The sequence below is a fragment of the Sphingobacterium sp. WOUb80 genome, from assembly GCF_050058145.1.
Lineage (GTDB): Bacteria > Bacteroidota > Bacteroidia > Sphingobacteriales > Sphingobacteriaceae > Sphingobacterium.
Genome location: NZ_CP165617.1, coordinates 3657196 through 3672622, shown reverse-complemented (window position 1 = coordinate 3672622; position 15427 = coordinate 3657196). Strand labels below are relative to the sequence as shown.

Genomic DNA, 15427 nt, shown 5'->3' with positions numbered 1-15427 from the left:
GTTGTGATCCTTTGCATCTTTGTTATATCAATATAAACAATAGAAAAACAATGGAAAGACAGACAAAAATTACAGTTGAAGCAACGATTAATGCTCCTGTAGAAAAAGTATGGAAATTATGGAACAGTCCGACGGATATTATGCGATGGAACTCGGCAGATCCGAGCTGGCACTGCCCAAGCAGTGAAAATGACCTTCGCGTGGATGGTACTTTTAAAAATAGAATGGAGGCAAAAGATGGAAGCTTCGGATTTGACTTCGAAGGAACCTACCATGCGGTAAATTTATACCAGGAAATTGCGTATACTATGGCTGATGGAAGAACTGTAAATACGCTTTTTTCAGAAGTGGAAGGAAAAACCAGTGTGATTACAGTTTTTGATGCGGAACAGGAAAATGATCCTGAATTCCAAAAATCGGGCTGGCAGGCTATTTTAAATAACTTCGTAAACTATGTAGAATCTGCGAATTAGTAATTCAAGGATTCAAGGCTGATCATCACTGAAATTATACACTTATACAAACGACTTATACAATGAAAAAGAACAAGATTGCTTTTTGGATAGCAACGGTATTTATAGTTCTCTGGGAAGGACTGATGCCACTTGGAACACTGTTATTTGCGCCGCAATATATCAATGCGGGCACAAAACCATTGGGATATCCCGACTATTTTGCCTATGCTTTAATTATCTGTAAGCTGTTGGGCGTTATTGCAATTGCAGTACCGCAGTTTCCGACCAAATTAAAAGAATGGGCCTATGCTGGATTGACATTCAATTTAATATTTGCTTTTATTAGTCACGCATGTGTTGACAAAAATGCAGCATTTATGTTGATGCCCATTTTAGTATTGGGGATACTTGCTGTTTCTTATTTCTATCAGGCCAAGATTGCTCGTTTAAGCAACAAGGAGACAGCTGGTACAGGAGCATATCATCAGACTTCAATAGTGTAGCAAGTTTACCGGATTGTATTGGACTGAAAGAATGTACTGATAGCGAGTAAAACAAAAAATAAGCAATGGTTATTCACTTATAAACAATATAGATATGAAAACGAATCAGGTTTCTTTACATCGAATTATTCAGGCGAGTCCTGAAAAGGTGTTCCGTGCTTTCGCAGATCCGATAGCACATGCCAGCTGGCTGCCTCCTTATGGTTTTGTATGTACAGTACAACAAATGGATTTTAAGGTAGGTGGAAGTTTCAAAATGACCTTCATTAATTTTAGTACCGGTCATAGCCATTCTTTTGGTGGTGAGTATCTTAAGATTGAACAAGATACCTTTATCAAGTACGTGGATCGATTTGATGATCCCAATTTACCGGGTGAAATGACTACGACTGTCTCCTTGCGTAAAGTGATCTGTGGTACAGAACTTAAGATTGAACAGACTGGAATTCCTGAGGTTATTCCTGTCGAGATGTGCTACCTTGGATGGCAAGAGTCGTTGGAGAAAATGAGAAAACTTGTAGAGCCTGAAATACCGGATGCATAGTCAATTGATATGATGTTAGTTCAGCCAATGGAACGCTTGCAAAGCGGAATTTTCATTACATTCTCAGGAAATTGTAGAGCGGCACTTACGTTTTATCAGAGCTGTTTTGGGGGAACGTTACATTTTGATATGTTCGACGAACCCCTGCAAGGATATACCGAAGTACCTGTGGTAAGTGCCACTCTTATTTCCGGACGTATCGCAATCTACGGTTCTGATTTGGGGCACAACGAGGGACGAAGAGTAGGAAACTACATCGCTGTGTTTTTGCCCTGTCGGGATATTTCCGAGCGTGGGGAATTGATTGAAAGACTGACCTCCCAACAAAAAAGAAGAACAGATTTTGATATGCAGCAGAAATTTATTGAAGTAACTGATTTATTCAATGTGCGCTGGGTTCTGGGAATTGCTTCGTTGTCTGCAGGGCTGTCTATTTGAAGCCTTTTATTTTCGTTTATTTTTAACTTTTACTATATTCATGTAACATATCATGGTTTTGGTATACTAACATATTATTAACAGTTAAAATAAATTATGAATTTATCAATAGAGACCCTTAGTAAGACCTATTCTAATGGGGTAAAAGCTTTAGATGGCGTTAACTTAGAAATTAAGCCTGGGATGTTTGGTTTACTGGGACCAAATGGTGCTGGCAAGTCTTCTTTAATGCGGACAATTGCGACACTTCAGAAACCCGACAGTGGCCGTATTACTTTTGGTGATATTGATGTACTCAAAAATCAGCTCGATTTGCGAAAAGTTTTGGGTTATTTGCCACAGGAATTTGGTGTTTATCCCAATCTCTCTGCATCAGATTTGCTGCAATATTTTGCAAAGCTTAAAGGAATTAAATCGAAAGCGGATCGGGATGCCATTATCAATCGTGTTCTGGAGGTTACCAATCTTTGGGACGTGCGCAATAAAAGCGTAAGTGGTTACTCGGGCGGGATGAAGCAACGTTTTGGTATTGCGCAATTGTTGCTAAATGATCCCAAGTTAATTATTGTAGATGAACCTACTGCAGGGCTTGACCCAGCGGAAAGACATCGTTTTTTGAACGTTCTACGGGAGATAGGTACAGATCATACCGTCATTTTTTCTACGCATATTGTGGATGATGTGCGTGAACTGTGTCATGAGTTGGCCATTCTGAATGGAGGAAAGATTCTTTTGAGAGGCACTCCTAAAGAATCCATCGATCAATTGGATGGTAAGATCTGGGTACGTATCATCAGTCGGGATCAACTGGATGAGTATACACAAAAATATAACGTTATTTCAACCAATTACAATCAGGACAACACACTCAATATTCGGGTGTACAGCGATGTGCGTCCGGATGAATCATTTGTGAACGCTCAAGGCCAATTGGAGGATGTCTATTTTGTAGCGCTAAAAAATGATCAACGCCATGTTTAAAGCCATCTTTCATTTTGAGTTTGCGCGTTGGTTTAAGAGTTCTGCCGTCTACATCTATATGGCACTCTTCTTTGCGCTTTCGTTGTTCATTATGCTGTCTTCGCTCGGTATTTTTGATGGTATAACGGCAACGACGTCGTCCAATACCATTATGAATTCGCCTTGGGCGATTAATGGTATGGTCAATGGCATGTCGACTATTATTTATTTCTTGATACCGTCCATTGTTGGGGCCTGCGTCTACCGGGATTTTCAATACCAGGTGCATACGATACTTTTCAGTTACCCTTTCTCAAAAACGGACTATCTACTTGGTAAATTCTTTGGATCAGTAGCTGTTGTATTGGTTATTGTATTTGCTTCAACCTTGGGTATTATCGTCGCACAATTTGTGCCGGGTATCAATCAATCCTTATTGGGGCCAATTCATGTTTGGGCATATTTACAGACCTATCTTGTACAGGTTATCCCAAATCTGATTATTTTTAGTGCAATTATCTTTGTGCTGGTAACATTGACACGAAACGTATACGTTGGTTTTGTCGCGGTGTTGATCCTTATTATTCTTCAGGTGCTGGTTCAGAATCTGGCGAACAATATGGACAATCGTTTTGTAGGGGCATTGATAGATCCTTTTGGGGATAGTGCCATCTCATACTATACCCAATACTGGTCTCCGGATGAGAAGAATGTCAATAATCTTCCCTTTACCGGAGCTGTTATTTATAACCGGTTAATATGGCTCGCTGTCGCAGCCTTATTCATTGGCGGATTTTATATGTTGTTTTCTTTTTCACAACATTCGATTTCCTTTAAATCATCGAAAAAAGGAGCCCGTTTAACCAAAAATAACTTTGATAGTATCTTCAAAATCAATCTGCCTAAAGTAAACTATGATTTTTCGACACTCCATTATTTGAAAACAACATGGACAATGGCACGGCACGACTATCGCTATATCGTCAAAAATCCGGTGTTTTTAATATTGACTTTAGTAGGGGTATTGTTCATCATTTTGATGGCGAGCACTATTGGCTCGATCTTCGGAACGTCGACTTATCCGGTGACCTGGAAAATGCTGATGATCCCGGGGACTACGTTTAAGTTTTTCCTGCTGATCCTGACGTTTCTTTTTACGGGACTTCTTGTCCACCGCGGAAGCATTACGCGGATGGGGGGATTGTTGGATACAACAGCGACGCCCAACTGGGCTTTTATGGGATCGAAGATTATCGCAATTCTTTTGATGCAATTGACTTTGCTGGCCGTTGTGATTGCGACCTGCATGGGGTTTCAGGTGTACCATCACTATTATAATTTTGAAATTGGACAATATGTGATGCATCTGATGGTGTATGGGATGTTGTCAAATTTGGTATGGCTATTTATTTCACTTTTTGTACATACGCTTTTCAAAAATTACCTGGCTGGATTTTTTGTGTTATTGACCCTCTTTATTGGATTACCCTTTTTATCCATGGTCGGTGTAGAGCAGGAGATCTATCAGTTTAATCAGGGACCGGATCTGGATTACTCGGATATGGATGGATTCGGCTATGTTCTTCCGTTTATAACGTATCGGATTTATTGGCTGCTTTTTGCGGTGTTTTTTGCTGTCATCGCCCTGCTGTTATGGCGAAGAGGTGGTTTTTCGGGAGTTAGGGAGCGTTGGGGTATTTTTAAGGCGAATTTGGGACCGGTAACAACGGCGCTGCTCATTTTTGCCTTTGTGGGCTTTATTGGCATCGGTGCTGCAATATATTACGAAAACCACATTAAAAATCCATATTATACCAGTTTAGATCATGAAAAACAAGCTGTAGAATGGGAAAAGAAATATAAGAAATACCAGTACAGGCCGCAGCCCCGTGTCGTGGATATTAAGTTTAATCTGGATATTTTTCCCGATACGCGAAGTTTTAAAGCGCATGCGGACTATGTATTGAAAAACAAAACCAATACGCCTATTGATTCTATTTTTGTCAATTACAATAATTACGATTATACATTTTCTTTAAGTGTACCAAATAAATTGATTTCTGCCGACGATAAGTATAATTTCAATATTTATAAACTCGAGAAGCCTATGGCTCCGGGCGATTCTATTGTGTTGAAATTTAGTACGGCTAGTCCGGCCAATACCTGGATAAATGAAAAGTCTCCTGTAAAGGGCAATGGTACGTTTATCAACAATATGCTTTTCCCGAATATAGGCTATCTTGACCGTGGCGAGTTGGTAGACAATGATGTCCGCAAAAAGTATGGACTCCCGTATCGCGATAGAATGGCTCCGCAGACTGACAAAAGGGGCCTGCAGAATAACTATATATCCAACGATGCCGATTGGATTCGTTTTGAAGCTACCGTAAGTACAGCCAAGAATCAGTTGGCTATTGCTCCGGGCTATCTCACAAAAGAATGGGAAAAAGATGGTCGTAAGTACTATCAATATAAAATGGATTCGGAGATCCTGAATTTTTTTGCATTTAATTCGGCCGAATATGAAGTCAAAAAAGATAAGTGGAACGGGGTTAATTTGGAGATTTATTATCATAAAGGACATACCTATAACATCGATCGCATGATGGCTTCCAGTAAGGCTTCTTTGGCTTACTATACGAAAGAATACAGTGCTTACCCGCATCGACAATTGCGTATTATTGAATTTCCGCGTACAGCGGGAACTTTCGCGCAGTCCTTTGCAAATACAATTCCTTTTTCCGAAGCGATCGGTTTTATTGCTGATGTTAATGAGAAGAAAGAAGATGCGGTCGATTATCCCTACGCGGTAACAGCCCATGAGATTGCACATCAGTGGTGGGCACATCAAGTGGTAGGAGCCAATGTGCAAGGGGCTACATTGATGTCCGAAAGTATGTCTGAATATTCATCGCTCAAGGTTTTGGAAAAAAGATATGGCAAAGGGCAGATGCGTAAGTTTCTCAAAGATGCGCTCGATGGCTATTTGCAAGGACGAAGTGCTGAAAAACTAGGTGAAAAGCCGTTGATGTATAATGAAAATCAAATGTACATCCATTACCAAAAGGGATCCCTGGTGCTTTATGCCTTGAGCGATTATCTGGGCGAGGGTCTTTTTAACAGGACAGCCCAATCTTATTTACAACGTACAGCGTTTCAAAACCCACCTTATACAACTTCATCAGAGTTTGTGGATAGTTTTAGACAGGCGACTCCTGACTCATTACGTTACCTGATTAAAGATATGTTTGAAACGATCACCCTGTATAACAATAAAATAGAAAAAGTAAGTTCAAAGAAACTTAAGGATGGTAAATACCAGGTTGATATCCAATTTGAAGTGTCCAAGTACCGCGTAGATGGCAATGGGAAAAAGAGCTACAATGACGAAGGAGGACAGCCACTGTCCTTTAAGAAGTCAGATCGTGTGACCCTGAAGTCACTGCCCTTGGCAGACTATATTGAGGTAGGTGTTTTCTCGGATAAGAAAAGCAAGGACGGTAATAAACGTCAGGAGCTTTATCTAAAAAAGCATAAAATCGATCGAATCAACAATACGATGACGCTAATTGTTGATCAAAAACCGGAACAGGTCGGCATCGATCCTTACAATAAATTGATCGATATTGAATCGGACGATAATCGAAAGGAAATATAAGGAGAGCCCGGTAAAAAAAATCCCCATCATACGATGGGGATTTTTTTACACTAAATTGTTTAGGCTGTATTTCTTTTTCTTATAAAACCATAGTAATTTAGACCCTCTTACTGAGGTTGGATCAATGTGCCCCCCTGTCATTGCAAAATAATCAATGAAATTAATGGTAGCTTAATACTGTCTTAACCTTGTATAGGTTAATTTTGGCTGTTGAAAGTTTAGGCTATCGGGATAAAATCGGGCTATTGATTTGCTAAATCGAAATGAGCATCATCGAAGAAGTGAAAAATAACAAACAGCATATTATTCGTTTTGGCCGTTTTATGAACGGATCTTGGTGGGATCATAAAGCATCGAATGATGCAAACAAAGAAATCTATCCAATATTGTATACGCAGCTGGCAAATAATCCTAATCTCGTTCAAAATCCCGGTTATTAACAGTTTTTTTGCGCGCAATTTTTGGAGCCTTTATACATATGAAAAATAATAGACTATAAATGAAAAAAATACTGCTGTCTTTGATGCTCTGTTACGCTACAATTGCTGGAGCGCAGACCGATCGTGTAAATGTTTTCTTAGGATCTTCCGGCGACCACGGCCAGCTTTCACCAGCGGCTTCTTCTCCTTTCCATCAATTGAGCATTGTGCCTTATACTAATCCGGGAACGCATACGGGCTATGAGCATCTTGCCAAGGAAATTAAAGGTTTTACACACAATCGACTCGAGGGGGTAGGTTGTATGGGCAGTGGTGGATTGATCTTTATTAGGCCATTTATAGAAAATGATATAAAACCACTGAATAAAATTGACGAGCACGCCCAGCCAGGGTATTATGCCTTAAAAACCGCAGAGGGCATTCAAGTTGAAGTGGCTGTGAATAATGATTTTGGTCGAGAACAATATACTTTTCCTGTGGGTAGAAAAGGTTTTTTTATTGATTTGGGACATGCTTTCAATGGCGCTTTTGTTGACAATGATTTTACACAGGAGGGCAACCTACTATTCGGTAAAGTGCGAGCGAAAACGACATGCCATGTGGGGACATATACCATTTATTATGCACTGGAAATTCCTACAGCAAGAGGATGGCGAAAGGAGGGTAATAAGATCTGGGTAGACCTGAACGAGGAGGACCAGATAGCAGATGTCAATATTGCATTTTCTGCTGTGGATCAACAGGACGCAAAAAAGGCGCTCGCAGAATATACTAAGCTAGATTTTACAGCTGTAAAAAAACGGGCAGCTGATCGCTGGAAAACTGCCCTGTCGGTATTGCAGGTAAGGGGCGATTCAGATAAGGTAGATTTATTTTATTCCTTGCTCTACCGCAGTTTACAATCCCCCTATGTTATCAGCGATGAGCAGGGGAATTTTAGGGGAACGGATGGGAAAATACATCGTTCCAAAGAAACACGTTATCACGGATGGGCGATCTGGGACAATTATAAAACACAATTACCGCTTTTGGAACTGATAGATCCGCAGATGTATCAGGGCGTTGTCTCCTCGATTGCAGACCTTTACCGTTATGGGAAATTTGACTTTGCAGGAGCTCATGAACCAGCAAATTCGGTCCGGACTGAACATGCAGCTGTCGTTCTTTTGGATGCGATCAAGAAAGGATATCGGGTCGATATTGATGGAATAAAAGATTCCTTAATACACGATACTGCCCGCTATGATTTTAAGAAACCGGACAAGTACCTTGAAGCATGTTATGATATGTGGGCAATGTCCAAGCTTTTTCCGCAGAACAGCAAAGCATATCTGGAGCGAGCAAAATCATATCAGGCAATTTGGAATAAAGATTTTAAAGATCTGACCAAACGGGATGTAGATCGCATGTCGGCACGGGATATGTATCAGGGAACAATTAGGCAATATCGTTGGAATGTACCTTTTGATGTTAGGGGATTAAGGAAGCTAGCGGGTGGTGAAGAAAGCTTTACACAGCAACTGGATGAGTTTTATGACAGTTATTATTTCAATAGGGCGAATGAACCGGATATGCAATCGCTGACTTTGTATAATGCGAGTAAGACCCCTTGGCGCTATCAGGAGTGGGTACATCGAATTGCATTGGACACCACCATACAATATTACTTTAACGACAACAGCCGCGGTATCGGGGCACATATCGACCGGATTTATAAAAATGAACCTAAAGCCTTTGTAAGAACCATGGACGATGATGCTGGTGCGATGTCGAGCTGGTGGGTGCTGTCTGCGATCGGATTGCAACAACCTTTGGTCGGGGAACCAGTTTTCTATATCAGCGTACCATTTTTTGATGAGATTACGCTGGAAAACAAAGGTAATCCGCTCACCATCGAGGTGCCAAATAGAAGCGACAAAAAACGCTATATCAAATCAATTAAATTGAACGGAAAGGATTTGGGGAGGTTGTGGATCACACATCATGAACTCAGAAAAGGGGGGACCTTATCTATAGAATCTTCTGAGAAGCCGACAGTTTATGGTGCTAATATACCCTGGATTAGCGAGATCTAATAAGCAAATCAAGATCTCGAATCAAAAGAGAACAAATTATAGGCTTAATCCCGGTTTATTAGTATTGAGGAGAGACTATCTTAAATTTTTAAGATAGTCTCTTTTGCTTAAATGTGAATCGTTGTCGCCATCATTATGCAGCTCGTTTCACAATGATTATAGAAAAAGTTGATCGGTTAACACAAGGGAATTAATATTTAATACTGTGGTGCATCTTTTGTAAGATTTAATTTGCCCGTTTCTTTGCATATCTCTTTTACGATTATTTCTGCGTCCTCTCGAACACTGTATACCAATCCTGGAGTTCGCAAGCAGAGAGGAAATCATTTATCTTATTCTTAATGTCAGCTGAGGTCTTATCGGAGCCAACAAAAAGTATACATAAATTAGAAAAGTGTTTGTGTTTTTTAATAATTAGCTGACGCATATGAATAATTTTATACGTATTCTGAAAACACTACATGATCTTATATGATATACAAATATGTTACTGAGAAATTTTCACATTTTAATTTAGCTGACGAGGAGATTTTTGCTTTGATAGGAATTCTCAAATTTCGTAGATATAAGCGCAAAGAAACGATTTTTTATATTGGAGAACGTGTAAATACTATTGCAATGTTAGTTGAGGGGGCAGCTTATTCAACGATGTTACATGACGATGGTAAAGAACGAATTACAAGTTTACACTATCCCGATTCCTTAAGTGAAATTGTTTTCAATTATGAAGACTATTTGCAGGAAAGTCCATCTCAAAAGAATTATCTAGTTTATGAAGAGTCTTTGTTATTACTCTTGGATATTAATGCTGTAAGGCGTCTTTATGAACAATTTCCGAGGTTTTATCAGTTGGAGTTAATGCTTATGCAGCCGAATTTATTACTCGCACTGAAGAGTATCCATATCCTTCAAGGCCATACATCAAATGAGAAAATACGATTATTAAAACAGCACTTTCCTAAAATTTTTCAGCTATTTCCGTATAGCTATATCGCATCTTATTTAGGGGTTCATCGGAATACATTCAATAAGGTAATGGCGTCTCTTTAGTAAAATTAATATTACCTATTAGGATATTTTTATGAATATTTTGCACATTTATGTGCATTATGAAACTTTTTTCAAGCCTAATTTTATGTTATGACATCAGAGGTAATAAATGAAACCCCACTAACTATTGTAACTGCAGACGACTCCCTTATTATCAGAACTGTGATCGCAATAGCTATCGACAATGATCCACGTTTTCATCTGCTCGGTAATTTTAGCAATGGCTTGGAATTAATACAGGCTGTTGAGATGATGCAATATCCCCCGGATATCTGTTTACTGGATATCATAATGCCAATTTGTAATGGTGTCGAGACCGCTAAATTTTTGCAGGCTAACTATAGTTCTATTGCGTTATTTGCGTACACCAGTTTATCCATTGACCCAAAGGTTGACCAAATGTATCACTATGGCGTTGAAGAAGTATTTTATAAACAAGGATTGCCGCTGAATAGGATTATGGATAAAATTTACGAAAAGTATATGTTGACGGATAAGTAATATAAAAATATGGTGCTGGCTTAAGGGTAAAAAAAAGCGGGATCAATTCAACTGACCCCGCCTGACAAATAATGCTACCCACAAGTGATCACATTAGCTCTCATCTCAAAATTTTTTAACTTAATCCACACTGTTATTTTACATCCCACCAGATCCTTGCTGTCAAAACGCCATTATCCCCTTGTGCTAATACGTTTGCATTGTTTGTATTGATTTCTGTCTCTGGATACATGAAGCGCAGTGGATAGGCTCCTGGGGTTGGTGAGGACAAAGAATTCGGAATCGCCGGATAGCCAAGGCGTCTAAAATCGTTCCAAGCCTGGATATTATTAATGTTGTGCAGGGCAAGCCATTTTTGGCTTATTATCCGCTCGATCTTATGATTTGCTTCGGAATAACTAACCGTTTTTTGATTTATGTAGGGTTGCACATTGTAATTGTTTTGGTTGAACAGATAGTTAAATGAGGCCTGAATTCCTTTTTCGTAGGCCTGACTTGCAATACCACTTATCCATCCACGTTCAATGGCTTCGGCTTCTAAAAAAGCGGCCTCTGCCAGGGAAACGAGAACTGTGGCTTGACCAAATGATTTAATAATTCCGGCAGGCTGATTCCCATTCTCCAGTGGACCTTTTAAGGCTGAAGTGTGAATAGCTGCATAGGCATCAGCTATCGTATTGTTTCCAAAGATGACTCCCTTAAACTCACCTGAAATCTGTGTATAGTTTTGTTGCAGCCTTGGATCATTATAGCTTTGGTAGGTATTGATCAAAAATTGTGTAGGTCTAATATTCGCATAATTGGCTACGGCGACTCCCGCATTGTTGCGGTAGAATGTTTCGTAAAAAGGATTCATCTTTGTCGCTGTATTGAGATATCCTGGATTAACCGCTGCATTTTCAGTGATATATCCTGAACCCTCCTGTACAATTTTCTGGATTTCCTGTTTGATGTAGGATTCTTGGCTAGCTACCTCAGATTGCTGGAGTAGTGCTCTTAATTTAAGCGTATTACCAAATTTTACCCATTTGCTTTTGTCGCCTTTGAAAAGAACGTCGTCTGTTGTAGGCAACAAGGATGCGATTTTTATATCTGCAATACCTTCGGTAATGAGATCGACAGACTTGGCATATACGTCTTTCCCAGATTCATATTTCGGATGTAAATTAGTTGATCCATTCAAGGCATCACCAAATGGGACATTATTGTAAAAGTCAACTAGTGTAAAATAATGATGAGCCATCATGATTTTGCAGATGCCAGCGTAAAATTTTGCATCTTCGGCGTTGGCCTGATCCAAAATCTCCTTGTAATACAGTAGGTTGTTGTAACTGGACTCCCAGACAGGGATACCATCCCTTGTATCTCTAATCGAAGGACCGTTATAGGTCTTTAATGCCGTAAAAGCACTCACACCTTCATTTGAAGTACCCCAATAACCTCCCCACAAACCGCCGATCTGATTTAATTGTACAGACTCATTTACTGCAGACACGACTAGTGCGGCAGGAAGTTTGGCATTTAGGCTCAGGTTTTCCTTTATTGGCGCATTTGGATTATCATTGACATCGAGGAATTCCTTACAGGAAATAGCTGTAAAAAACGTCATCGCAACTAAAGCTGATTTTATAATAGTGAATTTCATCTCTGTAGTGTTAAAAAGTAATATTGACATTAAAACCCATCGATCTTGAGGTCGGAATCTGTCTGAAGCTGTTATAACCATCCGTTTGATTATAGAGCGCTTCAGGGTCGCCAATCGTATTGGATGAATGCCTAATGATAAAAAGGTTATTTCCTACAAAGCCAATGCTAGCTTTCTTTATTACGCGTTGATTGGCCAGCCAAGATTGGGGCAAATCATAACCAATATAGAGTTCCCTCAGTTTTAAATAATCGCCTTTGGCAGCGGTGACCGATTGTATATTTCCATATGCTGTCCACCATGCTTTATCGCCTTTGGAGTAGATGTCATTGTTTTCAACGATCGAGCCATCGGCTAGGCGTACCATAGAATTTGGCATGATAAAGGGCTGTCTGTCGTATTTTGCTGTCTCTGGATGTGTTCCGGCAGCAAACATCCGTGGAATTACCTCAGAATACATCCAACTTCCTAGCCTTGCGTCTACCTGAAATCCCATCGTAAAAGATTTATAGTTGAATTTGGTGTTAAATCCAAACAGATAGGGCGGTACCATCGTTCCCAACACCGTTTCTTTTTCTTCTGGGATAACATTGCCGTTTTGGTCCAAAACGATTTTGCCATTTTCCCTTTTAAAATCTGTCATTCGTAGCGTTGGATATTGTAGGCCTTTGATGGCATAGGCTTGTCTAAAGATGTTAAATTCGTCGCCTGCATACAGATTCTTGGCTTTTGTATCGGTGTAACTGAAATTGATACCAAATTGCAAGGTCATGTCTTTTCTTTTAATGGCGGTTCCATTAACCATTATTTCCAATGTCTTATTGATAATCTGACCAGCATTTACAATTGTCGAATTGAATCCAGTTGCCCGGGAAATGCCCGCATCAAATATCTGTCCATCCGAGTCCGAATAAGCGTAAACGATATCCGTCCGTAAGCGGTCATTAAAGAATCCCAATTGTGTACCGACCTCAAATGATTTAACAAATTCGGGCTTTATTGATCGGTTAGGCTCAGACAGTGATGGGGTAAATCCAACCAAACTGCCAAATGGAAAACCTGCGGTTTGACTATAACTCAGATTCAGACGATACGGATCTAAGGTCACATTTCCAGTTTTATTAAAAGATGTAAAAATACGACCGTAGCTCAATACACTACTTTCGCGCAAACCTGCGATTGCATCTGTAAATACGAAAGAAGAGCTCACACCTGGGGAGAAATAGCTGTTACTTTCTGGAGCAAGTACCGATACCTGATCGTTTCTACCAGTAAGTGTTAGAAAAAGATAATTTTTATATCCGGCCGTAAATTCTCCGTACGTCGCCAAAGAACGATATTTTGTAATAGTTGAGCCACCTGTCAATTCCCCAGTTCTAGATCCTTGGTTGAAAATATCCTCAAATAATAGATTGGCTGCGTTGATATTAATTGATTTGGTATCATCCATTCTCACGTTTTGTCCGACTAGAAATTTGGTAGAGAAATCACCAAAGTTTTTATGAAAATTCAGGATCAAATCATTGTTAAAACGGGTAAAGCCCCTATGCGTATCATTTACACTCCCGTTTATATTTCGGGTTGCTATGTTTGAAACCAGTTTTCTATTTGTCACCCGGCCTGGCTCTGATTGAAAATAGAGTCCAGTTCGGAAAGTAGCATCTAACCAATCTGTAAATTCATAATTGAATTCCAGTTTTGAGTTTAGTGTATGCTGGTCGGACGTATTTCTATTGTTGTCGGCCATAAAAATCGGATTTCTTGTTCCGGCAACAGGATTGTACCAGTTTAAAGGATGATTTGGTGAACTAGGATCTTCCCAGTTACGGGCATCTTTGTAATCAATGTTGGCAGGCTGTGTATAAACAGATAACCATGGCCCGTCGCTGGTTGTATTATTTTTGAAGAAAACGTAATTCGTATTGAAAGACGTATTCAATTTGTTGAATCGACGTGATCCATTAAAGCGAACACCTGTACGGCTTGATTTGTCACCAGGAATTACGCCTTTTATGCGAACATCCTGTAGCGAAACATAATAAGAACCTTTATCATCACCCGAAGAGAATGATAAGTCGTTTTGCATCGTTATACCAGTATCAAAAAATCCTAAGCGATTATCCTTACTCGGTGCACTATACACTTTCGTAGGTTGTACGCCGTTGATCGGTAGACCGAAATCTCTGATTTCGCCATTAAAACGATCACCCCAAGATTCATTTGCGACAGGACTGTATACACCATTCTGTCCTTGACCAAAAGTTTGTTGAGCTGGAGGCAGTAAGAACACCTTAGAAAATAGTGTACTGTTGCTATAATTGATTTGACCTCTTTCTGCCCGACCTGATTTTGTAGTGATCATAATGGCCCCGTTGACACCTTCAGATCCATATAGTGCAGCAGCATTTGCTCCTTTCAATACCGTAATATCTTGTATATCATTGGGATTAATCCGTGTGATATCTGGAAGAGGAACACCATCTACCACATAGATAGGGTCATTTTTTGAACGATTTAACGAGCGTGTTCCTCTTAATCTAATTTGAATCCCGGGGTCAGTTTTGCCCGTTGTTAGGTCTGTTGCATTGATTCTTAATCCCGCAACTTTACTCGATAATGCTAAGAGAGGATTTACCACCTTACCGAGGTTCAATTCTTGGTTGTCTACTGACTGCGCTGACGTACCAAGTTCTCGCGCCTGTCTTTTTATCCCCAAGGCACCAGTTACAGTTACTTCAGATAGCATATGTGCATCTCCAGCTAGTCGGATGATGAGATTAGATTGGTTGCTCCGTACCGGAATTTCTTGAGATGTATAATTAAGATGCGAAATAACTAAAGTTTGCCCACGTTGAAGTTGAATACGAAAACTTCCCTGCGAACTTGTCATTACCGCATTGGATTTGCTGGTTTCTTTTACACGAATTGAGACACCGCTAATTGGCTCGTCGGTTTTTAAATCCAAAATACGCCCTTCTACCGTGAAATTCGTTTGCGCAAATACCTCTGCATGGAATTGTGCGCTAAAGAATAGAAATAGGATTAATAAGTAGCTTTTTAACATTTTTTAATGTTTAATTGAATAAGTAGTATGATTTCAATACCTTTGATTATATTAAGTCTAAATAAATAGCTCACGAAGATAGTTGGTAATATAA

Annotated in this window: 12 protein-coding genes; 10 read left to right on the top strand and 2 right to left on the bottom strand. The window is 39.7% G+C overall.

The window, feature by feature from the left end:
• Positions 1-50 precede the first annotated feature (50 nt).
• The 10 genes from AB1Z56_RS15360 to AB1Z56_RS15315 all read left to right on the top strand — a co-directional run bounded on the left by AB1Z56_RS15360 (position 51) and on the right by AB1Z56_RS15315 (position 10624).
• Positions 51-473, top strand: coding sequence for an SRPBCC family protein (locus tag AB1Z56_RS15360; RefSeq protein WP_426789580.1), 423 nt, complete (start codon positions 51-53; stop codon positions 471-473).
• Positions 474-535: 62 nt separating this feature from the next.
• Positions 536-958, top strand: a complete 423-nt coding sequence (locus AB1Z56_RS15355; RefSeq protein ID WP_426789579.1) for a DoxX family protein — start codon at positions 536-538, stop codon at positions 956-958.
• Between the two features lie 94 nt (positions 959-1052).
• The gene (locus AB1Z56_RS15350) at positions 1053-1502 is read left to right on the top strand and encodes an SRPBCC family protein (protein ID WP_426789578.1); all 450 of its coding nucleotides are present in this window, start codon (positions 1053-1055) and stop codon (positions 1500-1502) included.
• Positions 1503-1511: 9 nt separating this feature from the next.
• Entirely contained in the window at positions 1512-1940 is a 429-nt protein-coding gene (locus tag AB1Z56_RS15345; RefSeq protein ID WP_426789577.1) for a VOC family protein, read from the top strand.
• 96 nt (positions 1941-2036) lie between these two features.
• Positions 2037-2921, top strand: a complete 885-nt coding sequence (locus tag AB1Z56_RS15340; protein ID WP_075993939.1) for an ABC transporter ATP-binding protein — start codon at positions 2037-2039, stop codon at positions 2919-2921.
• Entirely contained in the window at positions 2914-6558 is a 3645-nt protein-coding gene (locus AB1Z56_RS15335; protein WP_426789576.1) for a M1 family aminopeptidase, read from the top strand. Before AB1Z56_RS15340 ends, AB1Z56_RS15335 begins: the two co-directional genes overlap by 8 nt.
• A gap of 263 nt (positions 6559-6821) precedes the next feature.
• Complete coding sequence (locus AB1Z56_RS15330) at positions 6822-6998, top strand: RagB/SusD family nutrient uptake outer membrane protein (protein WP_426789575.1); 177 nt, start codon at positions 6822-6824, stop codon at positions 6996-6998.
• Positions 6999-7057: 59 nt separating this feature from the next.
• Positions 7058-9073, top strand: a complete 2016-nt coding sequence (locus tag AB1Z56_RS15325; protein WP_426789574.1) for a glycoside hydrolase domain-containing protein — start codon at positions 7058-7060, stop codon at positions 9071-9073.
• A gap of 618 nt (positions 9074-9691) precedes the next feature.
• The gene (locus AB1Z56_RS15320) at positions 9692-10123 is read left to right on the top strand and encodes a Crp/Fnr family transcriptional regulator (protein WP_309362268.1); all 432 of its coding nucleotides are present in this window, start codon (positions 9692-9694) and stop codon (positions 10121-10123) included.
• A gap of 90 nt (positions 10124-10213) precedes the next feature.
• Complete coding sequence (locus AB1Z56_RS15315; protein ID WP_426789573.1) at positions 10214-10624, top strand: response regulator; 411 nt, start codon at positions 10214-10216, stop codon at positions 10622-10624.
• Between the two features lie 133 nt (positions 10625-10757).
• Here AB1Z56_RS15315 and AB1Z56_RS15310 read toward each other — a convergent pair whose 3' ends face one another.
• Entirely contained in the window at positions 10758-12269 is a 1512-nt protein-coding gene (locus AB1Z56_RS15310) for a SusD/RagB family nutrient-binding outer membrane lipoprotein (protein WP_426789572.1), read from the bottom strand.
• A 10-nt stretch (positions 12270-12279) separates the two neighbouring features.
• Positions 12280-15333 carry a SusC/RagA family TonB-linked outer membrane protein gene (locus AB1Z56_RS15305; protein ID WP_426789571.1) on the bottom strand — a complete coding sequence of 1018 codons (3054 nt, stop codon included), beginning with the start codon at positions 15331-15333 and terminating at the stop codon, positions 12280-12282.
• Positions 15334-15427: the final 94 nt, after the last annotated feature.